The organism is Argonema antarcticum A004/B2, assembly GCF_023333585.1.
Classification (GTDB): Bacteria; Cyanobacteriota; Cyanobacteriia; order Cyanobacteriales; family Aerosakkonemataceae; genus Argonema; species Argonema antarcticum.
The window spans coordinates 1-18,823 of sequence record NZ_JAIQZN010000124.1; the positions used below are offsets into that span (position 1 = coordinate 1).

Consider the following 18,823-nt stretch of genomic DNA (forward strand, 5'->3'; position numbering starts at 1 on the left):
CACTGACCACTGACCACTGACCACTGACCACTGACCACTGACCACTGACCACTGACCACTGACCACTGACCACTGACAAATATGCAAGCCATCAACTCTACCAGCGTCCAACTGAAACAGCCAATTACCAGTAACCCTTTGTTGACGATCGAAAATGTCTCTAAGGTTTATCCCACGCCGAAAGGCCCCTATACGGTTCTAGAAGGAATCGATTTGACGGTGTACGAGGGGGAGTTTGTCTGTCTGATCGGTCACTCTGGTTGCGGCAAATCAACGCTGCTGAACATGGTGGCTGGTTTCAATAAGCCGACGGAAGGCGAAGTGCGGTTGCGCGGTGAGCGCATTACCAAACCAGGGCCCGATCGCATGATGGTGTTCCAAAACTATGCCCTTTTGCCTTGGAAAAGCGCTTTTGACAATGTATACCTAGCCGTCAACTCGGCTTATCCGCACAAATCTAAGGCTCAGAAAAAGGCTATTGTCGATGAACACCTGGCTATGGTGGGACTCACAGAAGCTGCGAATAAGCGCCCCAGCCAGCTGTCGGGTGGGATGAAGCAGCGAGTTGCGATCGCACGCGCTTTAGCCATCCGTCCCGAAGTCTTGATTCTCGATGAACCTTTCGGCGCATTAGACGCCATCACTAAGGAAGAACTGCAAGAAGAACTGCTGCAAATTTGGCGGGAACATCGAGTCACCGTCCTGATGATTACCCACGATATCGACGAAGCACTGTTTCTGTGCGATCGTCTTGTAATGATGACCAATGGCCCTCACGCCAAGATTGGCGAAATTATGGATATTCCTTTTCCTCGTCCGCGCGATCGAGCTGCCATTATGGAAGATCCCCAATACTACGAACTCCGCAATCACGCTTTAGACTTCCTCTTCCGGCGCTTCGCGCATTTAGATTGACCGAACTAGTGCAAGTTGTCAGTTGTCAGTTGTCAGTTGTCAGTTGTCAGTTGTCAGTGGTAAAAATCAAGATTTCCAGAGCAATCATTGGCAATTTTTAGTGGTGAGTTATTTCCGCCATCCTGCACTACACGCAATGGGCAGATTTTGGAGTTTAGATTTTAGATTGACAGCGGCTGGCGAGTCGGTAGGTACTGGTAAATTGTAGGGGCGGGTTTTGCCATGATTCTGGTCGCTTAGCCAAAAATTATCTGCCAAACCCGCCCCAAATGTCGCACTGACTACTGACTACTGACCAATGTCAATCCTCCTGGGAAGTACCTTTCATGTAGAAACAGCATTATCTATATGCACTGAATTCATATTTACCCCATTTTTGTAACTATCTATACGAATTTAGTCACTTTATTCTCATAGGGTAGCTATATAGACAAATCCAGAAAGCAGATCGAGTGGCTCAATACAGATGGGAAAGCCTGCACGCGATCGAATCAAACTTGCTCAAACCAAGAATTGCATTGTCATACTCCGTTGATTATCTATCCCTCCAAAGGCCGATCTGTAAGATTAAACTTTTGCTTTGTAGCAAAGTCTACCAATTTAAGTGATTAAAATGTCTAATCTTACAAAAAAGGAATTCCAATCCACCACTCAGAAGATATGCTGCCCAAACCAGTGACTGGGGAATTTCAGATTTCAGATTTAAAATTTTAGATTTAAAAGTCAAGTTCTTCTATAAATCTAAAATATTCCCTTTCTACTTAAATTTGAAATCACAAATCAAAAAATTGAAATTTCCCAAATAAGGAGGGTTAATCGATGACAAGCACCGCCCCAGCAACAGCAACACAAAACAAATTTGAAAAATTCAAAGCCGAAAAAGACGGCCTAGCCGTAAAGGCAGAGCTAGAAAACTTTGCCAAAATAGGTTGGGAGGCGATGGATGAAACCGATCGCGATTATCGCCTGAAATGGATGGGTTTCTTCTATCGCGCCGTCACTCCTGGCAAATTTATGATGCGGCTGCGGTTGCCCAACGGCATCTTAACCAGTACTCAAATGCAGGTACTAGCTGACATTGTGCAACGCTGCTCAAAGGCTTCTGGATTTCAGCAGGAAGGCAACGCCGATATCACCACCAGACAGAACATCCAAATCCGAGGCATCCAGATTGAAGATGTACCATATATCTTCAACCGTCTGCAAGAAGCTGGTTTAACTAGCATTCAGTCTGGCATGGACAATGTACGCAACATCACAGGTTCGCCGGTTGCCGGTATCGATGCAGATGAGTTGATCGATACGCGGGGCATAGCACGCAACCTGCAAGATATGATTACGAACAACGGCGAAGGTAATCCCGAATTCAGCAATTTACCCCGCAAGTTCAACATAGCAGTCGCTGGTTGTCGCGACAACTCAGTTCACGCCGAAATCAATGATATCGCCTTTATCCCTGCGTATAAGAATGAAAATTCTTCCTCATCTTCTTCCCGTAGCGGGGGGACAGAGGGGGGTGGCGTCATAGGCTTTAACGTCCTGGTTGGTGGCTTCTTCTCCGCCAAACGCTCCGATGCCGCCATTCCTCTTCATGCCTGGGTTCCACCCGAAGATGTTGTGCCAGTAAGCAGAGCTATTTTAGAACTATATCGCGATCGCGGACTGCGAGCAAACCGACAAAAGTCGCGTCTGATGTGGCTCATTGATGAATTGGGTATAGAAAAGTTTCGATCTGAAGTCGAAAAATATCTGGGGCATCCCCTGCAACCAGAAGCAGAAAAAGATGAAATCGAGTGGGAAAAACGCGACCATATCGGCGTTTATCCTCAGAAGCAATACGGCTTAAATTATGTTGGTTTGCACGTTCCCATCGGTCGGATGTACGCCCAGGATATGTTTGAACTGGCGAGACTGGCGGAAGTTTATGGCAGTGGAGAAATTCGTCTCACAGTCGAGCAAAATCTGATTATTCCCAATATTCCAGATACTCGCCTGAAACCTTTCTTAACCGAACCTCTGCTGCAAAAGTTTTCCATCAATCCCGAACCATTGCAGCGGGCTTTAGTTTCTTGCACCGGCGGTGAATTTTGCGGTTTCGCCTTGATTGAAACGAAAAATCGAGCGCTGGGGATAATTAAGGAATTGTCAGCAGAGTTATCCGTTGCCAAACCAGTGCGAATTCACTGGACTGGTTGTCCGAATTCCTGCGGTCAACCGCAAGTAGCTGACATCGGTTTGATGGGGACGAAGACGCGCAAGGATGGCAAAACCTTGGAAGGCGTTGACCTCTGGATGGGTGGCACCGTCGGTAAGGATGCCAAGCTGGGTAGCTGTGTGAAAAAGGGTATCCCTTGCGATGATTTAAAGCCGATATTGTGGGATTTGTTAATCGAACAATTTGGTGCCAGACCAAAGACGGAATCGGAAAAAGAAACTAACAATTCGGCACAAATTAAGATTGACGACCAATCTTTTGTTTCGTCTATAAGCGCAGAGGCAGCTTCTGTAAACGGCAAATCGCCAACATTTTCTCCTCTCCCTGAAGCGCCAGCCAAACCACCGGAAGTTTCCCAACCAGCGGTAATTTATTTTGCTAAATCTGGTAAGGAAATTAACTGCGACGGACAGCAATTTATTCTAGATATTGCCGAACAACAAGGAGTTAATATTCCTAGCAGTTGCCGTTCTGGAACTTGCGGAACCTGCAAGCAGAAGCTACTGGAAGGTGAGGTGAAATATGAGGGAGAACCCGACGCTCTAGAAGAAAGCGATCGCGAACAAGGGTTTATTTTGACCTGCATCTCTCACCCGATTGGACGGGTGGCGATCGATGCTTGAAAAAACAGCCAATAGGTAATGGGATTCTTTTCTCTCTACCGACGACTACTGACTACCGACAATTTAGTTGTGTGTTCTCTTAGGAAGGTTCTTCATGCTTTTAGAAATGTGGTCTTTAAAAGGGCGATTCAAAATATTGCACTTTACTTGGTTCGCCTTTTTTCTGACGTTTGTATGTTGGTTCAACTTCGCTCCTTTTGCCACAACAATTGAGAGAGATTTACATCTAGAAGATGCCCAAATCAAGACATTGCTGATCTGCAATCTTGCCTTGACGATTCCGGCGCGGATCATTATTGGTATGTTGTTAGATAAATTCGGCCCACGCATAACTTACTCCGTTTTGCTGATGTTTGCGGTTGTGCCATGTTTGGCTACAGCGATGTCTCAGAACTTTAGCCAATTAGTAATCAGCCGTCTGCTGATGGGCATTGTGGGCGCGGGATTTGTGGTTGGCATTCGCATGGTGTCTGAATGGTTCCCGCCGAAAGACATTGGCATTGGAGAAGGTATCTATGGTGGTTGGGGTAACTTCGGTGCATTTGGAGCGGAGTTTGCTCTACCTACACTTGCAGCTTCTACTGCTTTCCTAGCTGGAGGAGCGAGTAACTGGCGCTTGACGATCGCACTTACAGGTGTCGTCGCTGCGATTTACGGCTGGATTTACTACAACAACGTGGAAGATACCCCTCCCGGCGTTGCTTACAGAAAGCCTAAGAAAAGTGGCGCGATCGAAGTAACCAGCAGCCGCAGCTATTACGCGATGCTTATATCGAATTTAGGGTTGATTTTGGCTCTGGCCTTATTAGCTTGGCGGTTGGCTCAACCTAAAATTCACTTTCTCAACAATGATGGATTGCTAATTGTCTGGTTCCTCTTAGGATGGCTATTTGTTTACCAAACTATCAAAGCTTGGCACGTAAACAAGGAAGTAGTAGAAGGTCACAAAACTTACTCCCCATCCGAACGTTATGAATTCCGTCAAGTTGCTCTGCTAGAACTTTGCTATGTAGTCACTTTTGGTTCGGAACTTGCTTCCGTTTCCATGCTGCCGGGATTCTTTGAAAAAACCTTCTCCCTAGAACACGTTGCGGCAGGGATGATTGCAGCTACCTATCCATTCTTGAACTTGGTTTCTCGTCCCAGCGGCGGTTTAATTTCTGATAAATTGGGCAGCCGGAAGTGGACGATGACGATTATCACTTGTGGTGTAGGTGTCGGCTATCTGATGGCTCAGTTTATCAATGCTAGCTGGTCTATACCGATGGCGATCGCAGTTACCATGTTCTGCGCCTACTTCGCCCAAGCCGGATGCGGCGCTACATACGCGATCGTACCGCTCATCAAAAAAGAAATTACCGGACAAGTATCTGGAAATGTCGGAGCTTATGGTAACTTCGGTGGCGTGGTTTTCTTGACAATCTTCAGCTTCACCAACGCTCCCACCTTGTTTGCAACAATGGGTGTGTCAGCCCTAGTCTGCGCTTCGCTCTGTGCTTTCTTCCTGAAAGAACCGAAAGGCTCTTTTGCCGCACACTATGAAGGCGAAGGCGAAGAAGTACAACAGGAAACAAAAAGGCCAACTCTTCCTTCAATGCTTGCTTACGAACAAGAAAAAGACTAATGCCGCTAAACAGAAGTCAAAAGTCACTCATTCAAAAGTCAAAAATACTTTGATCGTAAGGCATTTAACTACTTCTTTACTGATATCATGTCCGGTGGCATCGGTTGTCTAAAAAAAATAACTCTCTTATCTGTGTTCATCTGTGTTCATCTGTCTTCATCTGTGGTAAAAATTTAACCCTCGATGACAACAGACAATTTCTCGCATCACGCTTACGCTACCGATGCAACCGGACATGATATGATTGGTTATTTCTGCCAAGCTGCACTAGGTAATGGTGACGGGAATTGCAACATAATTTCAGATTTGAGATTTAAATTTTAAATTTTAAATCTCAAATCTGAAATATCCAATCTGCGTTCATCTGCGTACCCTGCGGGAAGGCTTCGCCTACATCTGTCTTGATCTGCGGTAAAAAAAATCTAACTAAAGAATGACCAAAATCCAAAATCCAAAATCCAAAATCCAAAATCCAAAATCGAATGACTGACTCAACTAAAACACTTTGTCCATACTGTGGTGTAGGCTGTGGCTTGGAGGTATCGCCGCCAGCTGTAGCGGGTAAACCCGTGAATCGAGACTCTCAAGGTTATCCTATGTGGAAGGTGCAGGGCGATCGCACACATCCCTCCAGTCATGGTATGGTTTGCGTCAAAGGTGCGACGATCGCCGAATCCTTGAACAAAGACCGACTGCTTTATCCAATGATGCGCGAATCACTCGATCGGCCCTTCCAGCGAGTCACCTGGGATGAAGCCCTGAACGCCATAGTCAACCGCATCCAAACCGTTCGCTTCACCCAAGGGCCAGAAGCCATCTGTATGTATGGTTCCGGTCAATTCCAAACAGAAGATTACTACATCGCCCAGAAACTGATCAAAGGGTGTCTGGGCATCAATAACTTTGATGCCAACTCCCGTCTGTGTATGTCATCGGCAGTTGCAGGCTACATTCAAAGTTTTGGCTCCGATGGGCCACCCTGTTGCTACGACGATTTGGAACTGACAGATTGTGCTTTTTTAATCGGCACTAACACTGCTGAATGTCACCCAATTATTTTTAATCGACTGCGGAAACATCACAAAAAGAATAACGGCAAAGTCAAAATGATTGTGGTCGATCCGCGTCGGACTGCCACTGCTGAGGCGGCTGACCTGCATCTGGCAATCAAACCCGGTACAGACATCGATCTAATGAATGGGATGGCCCATCTGCTGATGCGCTGGGGTTATATTAATGCGGTGTTTATTGACGAATGTACCAGCGGTTTTCCTGCTTATGCCGATGTAATTCGTCAGTATACGCCAGAGATAGTAGCCCGGAAATGCGGCATCAGAGTTGATGACTTGGAAACGGCGGCGCGTTACTGGGGTGAGTCCCAGCGAGTTCTGTCTATGTGGTCGATGGGGGTCAATCAATCCTCGGAAGGAACGGCCAAAGTCCGCACGATCATTAACCTGCACCTGATGACAGGTCAAATTGGCAAGCCGGGATCTGGGCCATTTTCGCTCACAGGTCAGCCGAATGCAATGGGGGGAAGAGAAGCTGGCGGTTTGGCCCATCTGCTACCGGGCTACCGCGTTGTGAAAAATGCTCAACATCGGTCAGAAGTAGAGAAGTTTTGGGGACTGCCGGAAGGACGGATCTCGCCCACTGCGGGTCTTTCAGCTTGGGAGATGATTACTGGGCTAGAGGCTGGTGAGGTGGGGTTTTATTGGGTGGCGGCGACTAATCCAGCTGTGAGTATGCCGGATTTGGAACGCACGAAAAAGGCTTTGTTGCGATCGCCTTTTACAGTCTCTCAAGACGCTTACTACCCCACGGAAATGGCCGATTACTCTCACGTTCTCCTCCCAGCTGCCCAATGGGGCGAAAAAACTGGCATTATGACTAATTCGGAACGGCGGGTGACTCTGTGTTCGGCGTTTCGCAATGCACCGGGAGAAGCAAGGGCAGATTGGGAAATCTTTGCTGAGGTAGGACGCCGTTTGGGCTTCGCAGAACAGTTTAAATTTGCTAACTCCGCTGAGGTTTATGCAGAGTTTGTGCAACTGACTCGCGGGCGTCCCTGCGATATGACTGGGATAAGCCATGAAAGGCTAATAACTGAAGGCCCTCAGCAGTGGCCTTGTCCTGAAGAAGGGGCTAGGGAAGAGGGGGAGAATCTACCCACTACTCAAAACTCACTACCCAAAACCCAAGAAACTTCATCAAGACTCTACACAGATTTAAGCTTCCATACCCCCGACGGACGCGCCCGCTTTGGCGCATATCACTCGCGAGGATTGGCGGAACCACCCGATCCCGACTATCCCTTTGTCCTCACTACAGGGCGTCTTTACGGTCATTGGCACACCCAAAGCCGGACAGGTAGGATTGATAAAATCCGGCAAATGCACCCGAATCCCTTTATCGAAATTCATCCCCGCGACGCTGGGAAGTTGGGAATTGAGGATGAAAGCTGGGTGGAAGTCCGCAGTCGTCGCGGCATGGCCCGATTCCCAGCCAAAGTTACGCAAGCGATCGCACCCGGAACAGTCTTTGTGCCCATGCACTGGGGCGCACTCTGGGCCGATCGAGCCGAAGCAAACGCCCTCACCCATCCAGAAGCTTGTCCTGACTCCCTAGAACCCGAACTTAAAGCCTGCGCTGTACAATTAGTGCTAATTACAGCCGATCGGGCCGCAACTGACACTTTGCTGCAAACCCCAAAATCTAGTATCCTCTCAGCATCGCCTTCTTTATGAAATAGACATAAAAAATGGGATTTTTGAGGGAAGTATCCAGAAAAATCAGCCGTGCTGGCAAGGACGAGGAGTTTCTTGGCTTAATCAAAAAGATAGAAAGCCTTGTCTCCAAACTCCTCTCCTTAGCAATGATTGTTGTCATCCTGATTGCAGTTATCGATCTGGGAGTCATTCTTGGCAAAGAATTAATATTCGATCGTTCAATTGGCAGGTTTAACGATTTCTTGGTTAATATTTTTGGGTTATTTCTTAATGTCTTGATTGCGCTGGAGATTTTAGAAAATATCACCGCTTACCTGCGAAAGCACGTTGTTCAAGTAGAGTTAGTCATCGTCACTTCTTTAATTGCGGTAGCCCGTAAAATTATCATTCTTGACTTGGAAAAAATAGATGGCACAGAACTAATCGGTTTAGGGATTGCAATTCTTGCTCTATCCCTGAGTTACTGGATTGTTCGCAATGTTCATAGTAAAACGCATGATGAATAATTGACGATTTTAAATCGTCAATTAAAATGACAAATGACTAATGACCAATAACTAATGAATGACTTCTTTCAATTCGAGGCCGATTTTGTTGATTCTTTGCGCTGCATCCCCATGCAAGTGCGCTTCAAATTAGATACCTGCGGCATCAAACTGAAATTGTCCCATTGGAACCACTTTAGCCAGGAGGAACGCCAAGCGATCGTTGAGATGCCTTGCACCACCGCAGACGAAATTCAAGCTTATCAGCAATTTCTGCACCAGCTGGTTTTAGAACAGACTGGCACACCCGCAGACGAACTTCCTGTAGAATCTCACCCAGCTTGGATGGATGGCATAAATATACCTTCTGTCCTTGAGGAAAAAGCCCAGGAATTTGGCGTGACGGTGACGCCCCAAGAATGGGCAGCCCTAACCCCGCTACAGCGTTTTGCTTTAATTAAACTCAGCCGTCCCAGTCACGAAAATCTCAACTTTTTGCCAGCACTCCAGGAATTCCACCTGGCTTAGGCGTAGAGTGTCGGATTGAGCGATCGCCAAAATAGTACACTGAGCAATATGTGGCAAAAAATTTTGTAGCCCATGTAACAGATAGCTATGAGTTCTAAAAGTGGCAAGGGTCGCCGCGCTGCCCAGCTGGGAAAAACGCGATCGCTTGCCGAATCGCTTCAAGAATACTTGCGGGGCATAGTTGGTGGCATAATGTTCAGCCTCCCACTCATCTACACAATGGAAGTGTGGTGGGCTGGTTTTACCGAACATCCGCTGCGGATTTTCCTTTACTTCCTCGCTACCTTTACCTTGCTACTGGGTTACAACCGCTACGCAGGATTGCGGCGGGATGCCAGTCGCCTAGAGGTGGCGATCGATTCTGTAGAAGAATTGGGACTGGGAATATTAGTTGCCACAGTCTTTCTCTGGCTATTGGGGCGCATCACCTTTGACATGACTGCCGACGAAATTGTTGGGACAGTAGTCATGGAAGCAATGACGGTTGCCATTGGCGTCTCGGTGGGTACAGCCCAACTAGGCGGTGAAAATCCAGAAGAAGCTGATACCGGCATGAAAGGCGATCAACAGCAAACGGGTTCCCCCAGTCCCGATCGAGACGATGTGGATTTCTGGGCGCAGGTGGTCATTTCTTTGTGCGGTGCGGTGTTATTTGCTGCCAACGTCGCACCGACAGAAGAGATTATTACGATCGCCATTGAAATCTCTTCAGAAAGATTGATTGGGCTAGTCTTGGTTTCAATGACTCTTGGTGCCCTCATCCTTTTCTATAGCAACTTCGTTGGTGCGAAACAGTTTACTCATGGCGAAAGCCTATTTACTACTATTTCCGGCACGATTGTTACCTATGCTGTGGCACTGGTTGCCTCGGCGTCAATCCTTTGGTTTTTCGGGCGCTTTGACGGAGTTGCACCTATTACTTGGGTTGCCCAAACAGTTGTGCTGGCATTGCCTGCTACACTTGGTGCCTCTGCTGGAAGGCTTTTACTGCAATGAAAAATCTAGAAAAAAACTGGCTAGAGTGGGTTGTCTTTGCGGTTGGTTTGCTTCTTGTCGCAAGTACGCTTGGCTACCTAATTTACGATACGGCAACCCTGGGTAACGCGCCGCCTGCGATCGAGGTTCGGCTTGGGAAACCGCAGCCAATTATGCAACACTTTATCGTTCCCGTTTCCGTTACCAATCACGGAGATCAAACAGCTGAAGGCGTTCAGATTGAAGTTGTCCTACAAAGCAGCGACAAAGAACAAGAGAGTGCTGAGTTTGAAATTGCATTTCTGCCTCGTGGCGCTACGAGAGAAGGCTGGGTTAATTTTGAAACAGACCCTCGCACCGCCCGCATGAAAGCACGCGCACTCGGTTATGAAAAACCGTAATATCAAATTCGTGTTATTGAAAGAAATGATGATAATATGACTAATCTGTCATGGTGTCTGAGCATGACATAGCTATAAATTAGTGCCGAATATTTATGAGACTGAATCAAAAAGCATATTACGAAACTAAACTTGGTGCTGCCTATCTTGGCGATAGCTTAAATTTGCTGCAACAAGTTCCAGATGAAAGTATTGATTTAATCTGCACATCGCCGCCTTTTGCTCTCCTGCGAAAGAAAGAGTATGGCAATGTTGACGCTGAAGACTATATTGAATGGTTTGAACCATTTGCCAAACAATTTCACCGCATTCTTAAGCCCAAAGGGTCGCTTGTTATCGATATTGGCGGTAGCTGGATCAAGGGTTATCCGGCCCGATCGCTCTATCACTTCGAGCTTGTGATCGAACTTTGCAAACCTCCAGAAAAAGGCGGTCTTGGTTTCTACTTAGCACAAGAATTGTACTGGTATAATCCAGCCAAACTTCCTACCCCTGCCGAATGGGTCACAGTTAGAAGAGAAAGAGTTAAAGATGCCGTCAATACCGTCTGGTGGCTAGCAAAAAATCCCCATCCAAAAGCTAATAATAGAAGAGTTTTGAAACCCTACAGCGAAGCCATGCAGAATCTTCTTAAAAATGGTTACACTGCAAAACTCAGACCATCAGGACACGATATTTCAAAAAAGTTTAGTAATGACAGAGGTGGTGCAATCCCATCTAATCTTATAGATGCCAGAGATGAAGGAGACTCTACACAAATGGGAGATCCAGTCTTGACTTATCCAAATGGCACAAATCTAAGCGATTTGGTACAGCCAGTAAACGTAATTTCAGCATCAAACACATCATCAAATGATTACTATCAAAGAAAATGTAAAGAAAAAGGATTTAAACCACATCCGGCCAGATTTCCGCCAGCTTTACCTGAGTTTGTCATCAATTTATGTACAGAACCTGGCGATTTAGTGCTAGAACCTTTTGCCGGTTCAAATATGACGGGTTGTGTGGCAGAAACTATGCAGAGAAAATGGTTAGCTTTTGAAATTGACAAAAACTATATGGAAGCTTCCCAAATCAGATTTGAAGAAAATTTACTCTAAAGCGATCCGGAGCAAATAGATCCACTCCTGAATTAAATAGATAAAAGCAGTTCCAAAACACAAATTTTAGAGGAACTGACTTGTGCCTAAATTTTAAAGGAAATTCAAAATGCCTTTTACAGCTAGTGTTATTTCCGCTGCTAACTGGGGAGCCGTACCCCCGAAAGAGTTGCCGGAAGAAACAATACCGAAATTGATAATTATTCACCATACCGATACCACAAATCCTCCTAATGCTCTATCTAAAGGAACTTTGGAGGGAGGCAAACAGTTCGCCAGAAATATCCAAAATTTCCACATGGCTACTAATGGCTGGAACGATTCGGGACACAACTTTTTGAATACAATTGGCGGATTTTTGCTAGAGGGAAGACAAGGTACTTTAGCAGCAATTGTCAAACGACATTGCGTTCGATCGGCCCATGCAGGAAATAAAGCGGCAAACGAGTCACCAGGAATTGAAAATGAAGGCAATTTCATGACTCACAAGATGGGAGCAGCCCAATGGAACAGTCTGGTAGATTTGTGCGCTTCCCTTTGCTCTGCTTATAATATCAATCCTGACAATATTAAAGGACATCGGGATTTTAAAGCGACTGACTGCCCCGGCGACTGGCTATACAGTCAACTACCCCGGTTGCGGAAAGCTGTTAGTGAAAAATTAGCTCTGCCAACCACACCTTTAAAGAAAGGCTCAAGAGTATTAAAAGTCAAAGATGTGCAGCTATATCTCAAAGCTTGGGGTTTTAATCCTGGGGTTATTGATGGCATTTTTGGTGCCAATACAGAAACTGCTGTAAAAGCGTTTCAAAAATCTAAAGGTTTGACTGCGGATGGAGTGGTAGAGGCAAAAACTTGGAAATATCTGATTACTTCACCACCGCCAGAACCACTACCATCAAAAGCTTTAATTCTGATTGATGCCTGCAAGTCTTATAAAGGATTGAGCGAACAAAATGAAGCTCTAGAATGGTTGCAAGGGCAGATTTCCAAACCCATCATGGATGAGTTTACTAAAAGATGGCGTAACCAATCATCGCCGGAAACGGTGCAACCGCAACCTTTAACTCTGGTTAATGTTTGCAAGTATTATCGTGACTTGTCTCACCAAAACGAGGCTTTAGAGTGGCTGCAAGGCCAAATTTCTAAAGCCGTTTTGGTACAGTTCGCACAAAAATGGCGGAATTAGTCAAAAAGCATAACAATATGAATATGATTGTTAATAAAGTCAACGATGCTTCCGCCTTGACAAAAGTAGCCATTTTAATGTACAAATTAGATGCCTCACCGCCGATCGATCGCATCCTTAATCAGTGAAGTAACGCAGTATGGCAACAACACAAATTGACGAAACACATCTATCCCAAGAAGAATTACGCAAAATTCATGCCTATTGGCGTGCCTGTAATTATTTAGCAGTAGGCATGATTTATCTCAAAGAAAATCCCCTCCTCAAACAATCCCTCACATCAGAACATATTAAATATCGTCTTTTAGGACACTGGGGCTCATCACCAGCTTTAAGTTTCAGCTATATTCATCTCAATCGTCTGATCAACAAATACGATCTCAATGTCATCTTTTTAGCGGGGCCTGGACATGGTGCGCCAGGAGTTCTTGGCCCTGTATATTTAGAAGGAACTTACTCAGAAATTTATCCAGATAAAAGTGAAAATGAAGAGGGAATGCAGAAATTCTTTAAGCAATTCTCCTTTCCCGGTCATATTGGTAGTCACTGTACACCAGAAACTCCTGGTTCAATTCATGAAGGAGGGGAATTAGGTTACAGTCTTTCCCACGCCTACGGTGCTGCATTCGATAATCCTGACTTGATTGTGTCTGTAGTCGTGGGTGATGGTGAGGCAGAAACGGGGCCATTAGCCACTGCTTGGCACTCGAATAAATTCCTCAATCCGATTCGAGATGGTGCAGTTTTACCAATCCTTAACCTCAATGGTTATAAGATTGCTAATCCTACCATTCTTGCTCGGATTAATCATCAAGAATTAGAAAGTTTATTCCAAGGTTACGGTTACAAACCCTACTTTGTTGAAGGTGACGATCCTGAGATTATGCACCAAAAAATGGCTGCCACAATGGAAATTTGTATTCAAGAAATACAAGCCATTCAACAGGAAGCACGCAGTAGCGGTGTGGCAAAACGTCCGTTTTGGCCAATGATTATCCTCCGAACTCCTAAAGGTTGGACAGGGCCAAAAGAAGTAGATCATCATAAAGTAGAGGGTTTCTGGCGATCGCATCAAGTGCCGATAGGTGGAATGCACAGCAACCCTCAGCACGTCCAAATGTTAGAACAATGGATGAAGAGTTATAAACCAGAAGAATTGTTTGATGAAAACGGGACTTTAATCCCTGAACTTAAGGAAATCGCACCCAAAGGAGATCGCCGAATGAGTGCGAATCCTCACGCTAATGGTGGTTTATTGAGGAAGAAACTTAAATTACCCGATTTTCGTGATTTTGCCGTAAAAGTAGACAACCCTGGCACAATAGAAGTTGAAAATACCGCCATTCTCGGTCAATTTTTGCGGGAAGTGATGCGAAATAATATGCAGAACTTCCGTGTTTTTGGCCCCGATGAAACTGCTTCCAACCGTTTGCAAGATATCTACGAAGTAACACAGAAAGCATGGATGGCTAATATTTTGCCTGAAGATGCGGATGGTAGTTTGTTATCATGTGATGGTCGAGTGATGGAAATGTTAAGCGAACATACTCTTGAAGGTTGGTTAGAAGGGTATTTGCTCACAGGAAGACATGGTTTATTCAATACTTATGAAGCTTTTGCTCATGTGATTGACTCGATGTTTAACCAACACGCCAAATGGTTAGATATTTGTCAAAAAGAAGTACCTTGGCGAGCTTCAGTCTCTTCTTTAAATATTCTCTTGTCTTCTCTAGTTTGGCGACAAGATCACAACGGTTTTAGTCATCAAGATCCTGGTTTTATTGATGTCGTCACCAATAAGAGTCCTGATATAGTTCGGGTCTATTTTCCCCCTGATGCTAATTGCTTACTCTCTGTCGGCGATCACTGTCTGCGAAGTAGCGATTATGTCAATGTTATCGTCGCGGATAAGCAGATGCACCTGCAATATTTGAGTATGGATGAGGCAATTAAACATTGTACGAAAGGGATTAGCATTTGGGAATGGGCAAGTAACGATAATTGTGGTAAACAACCAAATATTCCTGATGTTGTGATGGCTTGTTGTGGTGATATTCTGACAATGGAATCCTTGGCGGCTACGGCGATTTTACGCGAAGAATTACCCGACCTGAAGGTACGTTTTATTAACGTTGTTGATTTGTTTAAGCTGATGCCAGAGGGTGAACATCCTCACGGCTTATCAGATTGGGATTTTGATAGCTTATTCACCACCGATAAGCCTGTAATATTCAACTTTCATGGCTATCCTTGGTTAATTCACAAACTTATCTATCGTCGTAGTAATCAGGATCGCATTCATGTTCGTGGTTACAAGGAAAAGGGAAATATTAACACTCCTTTGGAATTGGCAATTGAGAATCAGGTCGATCGCTTTAATTTAGTAATTGATGTTATTAATCGCGTCCCTAAACTGGGATCTGCGGCTGCATATCTTAAGGAAAAAATGAAGAATCAGATTATTGAAAATCTGCACCATTCTCACGAGCAGGGAATTGATAAGCCAGAGATTACGAATTGGAAATGGCCTTATCATTAAAATATTGTAAAGCAACCGCCAAGGCAGTTAGGACGTTCTTAATTCCTGAAATCCTTGATTCTAGCCTCTTCTTCCCCTAGCCCCTAGCCCCTAGTCCCTAGCCCCTAGCTATAAGGGATGTGGGTTTAAAAATTCCCCCGTTTTTACGGGGGGTTTAGGTATAATCACAAGTTAGGTTCACACAAGGTGAAAACCAGCGCTTAAAAATTCAGGACTTACGCAAAATCACGAAAAATCAAGCATTGTAGGGGCGGGTTTTGTATTAGGGATATCTGTGAAATGCTTAATTTATCGGCTAAACCCGCCCCTACGCCAAAAATGGGTGCGTAAGTCCTGAAATTAACAGGATGCACAAGAAATTAATTAACTTAAAGACATGAAAATTTTAGTTCTCAACGCCGGTTCGAGTAGTCAGAAAAGTTCCTTATACGAACTCCCAAAAACCGCATCACCCCTAACCCCATTGCAACCATTATGGTCAGCGCATATTGATTGGGCTCTAACAACAGAAGGAGGAGAATTAACGGTTAAAACCGCAGAACACAAGTTAAAAACCCAGCTTAATACTAATAATCGTCAAACAGCGATCGCCCAGATGCTTGATACTTTAGTTGAGGGTGAAACTAAAGTTATTGATAATTTAGCAGAAATTAATCTGGTTGGACATCGTGTAGTACATGGGGGTACAGACTACTCAGAAGCAACAATAATTACCCCGGCGGTTAAAGAAGCGATCGCCCGTTTATCTCTGCTTGCACCCAATCATAATCCTGCTAATTTAGAAGGAATCGAAATTATTGAACAATTATTACCAAATATACCCCAAGTAGCTGTGTTTGATACAGCTTTTCATAGTCAGCTACCCCTAAAAAATGCTGTATATCCTATTCCATATCAATGGTTTACAAAAGGAATTCGTCGTTATGGATTTCATGGAATTAGTCATCAATATTGCAGTCAGCGTACAGCCCAAATCCTCAATAAACCCCTAGAATCTCTGAAAATTATTACCTGTCATCTAGGTAATGGTTGCTCTCTCGCGGCGATTAAAGATGGAATTAGTATTGATACGACGATGGGTTTTACTCCCCTTGAAGGTTTAATGATGGGAACTCGTAGTGGTTCAATCGATCCCGCAATTCTAATTCATTTAATCCGCGAATATGACTTTAATGCGACTCAATTAGATACTCTACTGAATAAAGAATCAGGTTTAAAAGGAATTTCGGGATTATCAGCAGATTTACGCTCAATTTTAGCAGCAATAACTGAAGGAAATCAACAAGCAGAACTGGCATTTGAAATGTATATCGATCGCCTGAAAAAAGCCATAGTTGCAATGTTAGTTAGTCTCGGCGGATTAGATGTGTTGGTTTTTACCGCTGGAGTCGGCGAAAATGCCGTTTTGGTGAGGGAAAAAGTCTGTGCTGGATTGGAATTTTTGGGATTAAAATTAGATTTAGTTAAAAATGCCGATTCTCCTTTAGATAGAGATATTGCTACACCAGAATCTCAAATAAAAGTGATGGTTATTCATACAGAAGAAGACTGGGCGATCGCGTATTCAGCAGTTTGCAAAATTCAACAGTAAAATTTTAGTTTATGTTTTTTTAAAGCTCTCTACCGCTCCTTCTTTTTGTTTCACATCGCGCTCTAGACATAGAGGGGATGTTGACACTCCCCGCCCTACTGCTAGCCCTTAGCTTTTGCTCTGCCGGAGTGGTATCTCGATCGCAAATTCCGTACCTTCTCCGGGCTGGCTAAAGCAATGCAATTGACCGCCATGCTTTTCAACTATAATCTGATAACTTATAGATAAACCAAGACCTGTACCCTTACCAACTGGCTTGGTTGTGAAGAATGGGTCAAACAAACGCTGACGAACGGTGTCTTTCATACCTGGCCCATTGTCAACAATCTGAATGGCAATAAGGTTGTTGTCCAAAACTTTGGTGCGAATCCAAATGGTTGGTATAGCCCCACACTTCACACCCTGTACCTGACACCCTTCTTGCATAGCATCGATCGCATTACTTAGAATATTCATCAGCACTTGGTTGAGCTGTCCGGGATAGCACTCCACTTTGGGCAGGTCGGCATATTCTTGGATAATCTGAATGCCGGGATAATCGCCATTAGCTTTGAGACGGTTTTGCAAAATCAACAGAGTACTGTCGATGCCTTCGTGAATGTCAACATCTTTCATCTCGGCTTCATCGGTGCGGGAAAAGTAACGCAGACTACGCACTATTTCGCGAATCCGATCCGATCCCACCCGCATTGATTCCAACAGTTTAGGTAAATCCTCCTTGACGAATTCCAGGTCAATATCTTCGGCTTTTTCTTCAATTTCCGAGCATGGGAGGGGACAGTGCTGCTGAAAGAGTTCTATGAGTTCTAACAGGTTTTGAATGTAATTTCTAGCCGGATCGATATTGCCGTAAATAAAGTTGACGGGATTGTTAATTTCGTGAGCTACACCTGCAACTAATTGCCCCAAACTTGACATTTTTTCGCTTTGAATAAGTTGGGTTTGAGTTTTTTGCAGCTCGTGCAGGGTTTGTTCCAGTTCGCAAGCTTTTTGGCATAGCAATTCTTCCCTTTGTCGTAAAGCAGCTTCGGCTTGTTCGCGATCGATAAGTTCGGCTTGCAGTTTCTGATATAGTTCGGATTGCTGGATGGCGATCGCTATTTGCACACTCAGCTGTCCTAGCAAGCTGACTTCTGATTCCAGCCATTGCCTTGGGCCGCTACAATGATGAGCAATCAGCAGTCCCCACAAATTTTCTCCTTGCAGAATCGGAACTACCAGGTTAGCTCGCACCTGAAACTGTGCTAGTAAATCGATGTGGCACTGGACAATATCGGTATTGTAAATATCTTCGATCGCACGAATGCGACCTTGTTGGTATTTTTGAACGTATTTGCCCTGAAAGCAAGTGTCTTGAATTGGTATTCCCAGAATTGGCTGGCAATTTTCACCAACAGATTCCACCTCCACTACACCACTCCAATCTGAGTAAAAGCGGTAAAGTACCACTCTGTCTGTTTGGAGAAATTGCCGCACTTCTTGCACGGCGGTATTGAGAACTTCCTCCAAGTTTAACGATCGACGGATGCGCTGAGCGATCGCGCCTACTAGCCGTTCCCGTTCGGCTTGTTGCCGCAATGACTCTTCAGCCTTGACATGATAGGTGATATCCAATGCCATGCCGATCGATCCAATCACTTCACCGCTTTGGTTTTTCAGTGGTGTAGCCCGATTTTCATACACCAAGTCTCCCATTTCAGCAGTCCAGGCAGCTTCACCGCCTGCGAGGACGTGACTGATTTTGCTGATAATCTCAGGTTCGTGACGGTATAAATCGAAGATCGATCGCCCAACTAACTCCCCAGCCTTTAAACCTAGAGGCTCTAATCCTTTACCGCTCAAACTTTACCTACTCAAACCTACTCAAAGGCTTAAAGTCCAGTCATTCGTAGTGGGTCAAGCACCACAG

General features: G+C 44.9%; 14 protein-coding genes. 13 read left to right on the forward strand and 1 reads right to left on the reverse strand.

Translation table 11 applies throughout. From position 1 onward, the window contains the following. Positions 1-81: 81 nt before the first annotated feature. The 13 genes from LAY57_RS31540 to LAY57_RS31605 all read left to right on the forward strand — a co-directional run bounded on the left by LAY57_RS31540 (position 82) and on the right by LAY57_RS31605 (position 16,914). Complete coding sequence (locus tag LAY57_RS31540) at positions 82-915, forward strand: ABC transporter ATP-binding protein (protein ID WP_249071145.1); 834 nt, start codon at positions 82-84, stop codon at positions 913-915. 22 nt (positions 916-937) lie between these two features. Next, positions 938-1,123, forward strand: a complete 186-nt coding sequence (locus LAY57_RS31545) for a hypothetical protein (protein ID WP_249071146.1) — start codon at positions 938-940, stop codon at positions 1,121-1,123. Between the two features lie 611 nt (positions 1,124-1,734). Further along, positions 1,735-3,753, forward strand: a complete 2,019-nt coding sequence (locus LAY57_RS31550) for a ferredoxin--nitrite reductase (RefSeq protein ID WP_249071147.1) — start codon at positions 1,735-1,737, stop codon at positions 3,751-3,753. A gap of 94 nt (positions 3,754-3,847) precedes the next feature. Further along, the gene (locus tag LAY57_RS31555) at positions 3,848-5,377 is read left to right on the forward strand and encodes a NarK family nitrate/nitrite MFS transporter (protein ID WP_249071148.1); all 1,530 of its coding nucleotides are present in this window, start codon (positions 3,848-3,850) and stop codon (positions 5,375-5,377) included. A gap of 482 nt (positions 5,378-5,859) precedes the next feature. Beyond that, the gene (locus LAY57_RS31560; protein ID WP_249071149.1) at positions 5,860-8,124 is read left to right on the forward strand and encodes a molybdopterin oxidoreductase family protein; all 2,265 of its coding nucleotides are present in this window, start codon (positions 5,860-5,862) and stop codon (positions 8,122-8,124) included. Positions 8,125-8,138: 14 nt separating this feature from the next. Beyond that, entirely contained in the window at positions 8,139-8,612 is a 474-nt protein-coding gene (locus LAY57_RS31565; protein WP_249071150.1) for a phosphate-starvation-inducible PsiE family protein, read from the forward strand. Positions 8,613-8,666: 54 nt separating this feature from the next. Further along, positions 8,667-9,119, forward strand: coding sequence for a nitrate reductase associated protein (locus tag LAY57_RS31570; RefSeq protein ID WP_249071151.1), 453 nt, complete (start codon positions 8,667-8,669; stop codon positions 9,117-9,119). A gap of 87 nt (positions 9,120-9,206) precedes the next feature. Continuing rightward, positions 9,207-10,115, forward strand: a complete 909-nt coding sequence (locus LAY57_RS31575) for a TIGR02587 family membrane protein (RefSeq protein WP_249071152.1) — start codon at positions 9,207-9,209, stop codon at positions 10,113-10,115. After that, positions 10,112-10,495 (forward strand): hypothetical protein, encoded by a 384-nt coding sequence (locus LAY57_RS31580; RefSeq protein ID WP_249071153.1) that lies wholly within the window; start codon positions 10,112-10,114, stop codon positions 10,493-10,495. Before LAY57_RS31575 ends, LAY57_RS31580 begins: the two co-directional genes overlap by 4 nt. Positions 10,496-10,590: 95 nt before the next feature. Then, the gene (locus LAY57_RS31585) at positions 10,591-11,595 is read left to right on the forward strand and encodes a DNA-methyltransferase (protein ID WP_249071154.1); all 1,005 of its coding nucleotides are present in this window, start codon (positions 10,591-10,593) and stop codon (positions 11,593-11,595) included. 109 nt (positions 11,596-11,704) lie between these two features. Beyond that, positions 11,705-12,784, forward strand: coding sequence for a peptidoglycan recognition protein family protein (locus tag LAY57_RS36015; RefSeq protein WP_275994425.1), 1,080 nt, complete (start codon positions 11,705-11,707; stop codon positions 12,782-12,784). 139 nt (positions 12,785-12,923) lie between these two features. Next, positions 12,924-15,323, forward strand: a complete 2,400-nt coding sequence (locus LAY57_RS31600) for a phosphoketolase family protein (RefSeq protein WP_249071155.1) — start codon at positions 12,924-12,926, stop codon at positions 15,321-15,323. Positions 15,324-15,699: 376 nt separating this feature from the next. Further along, entirely contained in the window at positions 15,700-16,914 is a 1,215-nt protein-coding gene (locus LAY57_RS31605; RefSeq protein ID WP_249071156.1) for an acetate kinase, read from the forward strand. Between the two features lie 108 nt (positions 16,915-17,022). Here LAY57_RS31605 and LAY57_RS31610 read toward each other — a convergent pair whose 3' ends face one another. Further along, positions 17,023-18,756: a PAS domain-containing sensor histidine kinase gene (locus LAY57_RS31610; protein WP_249071157.1), complete on the reverse strand. Its 1,734-nt coding sequence runs from the start codon at positions 18,754-18,756 to the stop codon at positions 17,023-17,025. Positions 18,757-18,823 lie beyond the last annotated feature (67 nt).

Bases quoted from the DNA above. Each gene is read 5' to 3' on its own strand.
- LAY57_RS31580 (WP_249071153.1), top strand. From the start codon at position 10,112: ATGAAAAATCTAGAAAAAAACTGGCTAGAGTGGGTTGTCTTTGCGGTT.
- LAY57_RS31565 (WP_249071150.1), top strand. From the start codon at position 8,139: ATGGGATTTTTGAGGGAAGTATCCAGAAAAATCAGCCGTGCTGGCAAG.
- LAY57_RS31550 (WP_249071147.1), top strand. From the start codon at position 1,735: ATGACAAGCACCGCCCCAGCAACAGCAACACAAAACAAATTTGAAAAA.
- LAY57_RS31600 (WP_249071155.1), top strand. From the start codon at position 12,924: ATGGCAACAACACAAATTGACGAAACACATCTATCCCAAGAAGAATTA.
- LAY57_RS31575 (WP_249071152.1), top strand. From the start codon at position 9,207: ATGAGTTCTAAAAGTGGCAAGGGTCGCCGCGCTGCCCAGCTGGGAAAA.
- LAY57_RS31560 (WP_249071149.1), top strand. From the start codon at position 5,860: ATGACTGACTCAACTAAAACACTTTGTCCATACTGTGGTGTAGGCTGT.
- LAY57_RS31540 (WP_249071145.1), top strand. From the start codon at position 82: ATGCAAGCCATCAACTCTACCAGCGTCCAACTGAAACAGCCAATTACC.
- LAY57_RS31605 (WP_249071156.1), top strand. From the start codon at position 15,700: ATGAAAATTTTAGTTCTCAACGCCGGTTCGAGTAGTCAGAAAAGTTCC.
- LAY57_RS31585 (WP_249071154.1), top strand. From the start codon at position 10,591: ATGAGACTGAATCAAAAAGCATATTACGAAACTAAACTTGGTGCTGCC.
- LAY57_RS31570 (WP_249071151.1), top strand. From the start codon at position 8,667: ATGAATGACTTCTTTCAATTCGAGGCCGATTTTGTTGATTCTTTGCGC.
- LAY57_RS31555 (WP_249071148.1), top strand. From the start codon at position 3,848: ATGCTTTTAGAAATGTGGTCTTTAAAAGGGCGATTCAAAATATTGCAC.
- LAY57_RS36015 (WP_275994425.1), top strand. From the start codon at position 11,705: ATGCCTTTTACAGCTAGTGTTATTTCCGCTGCTAACTGGGGAGCCGTA.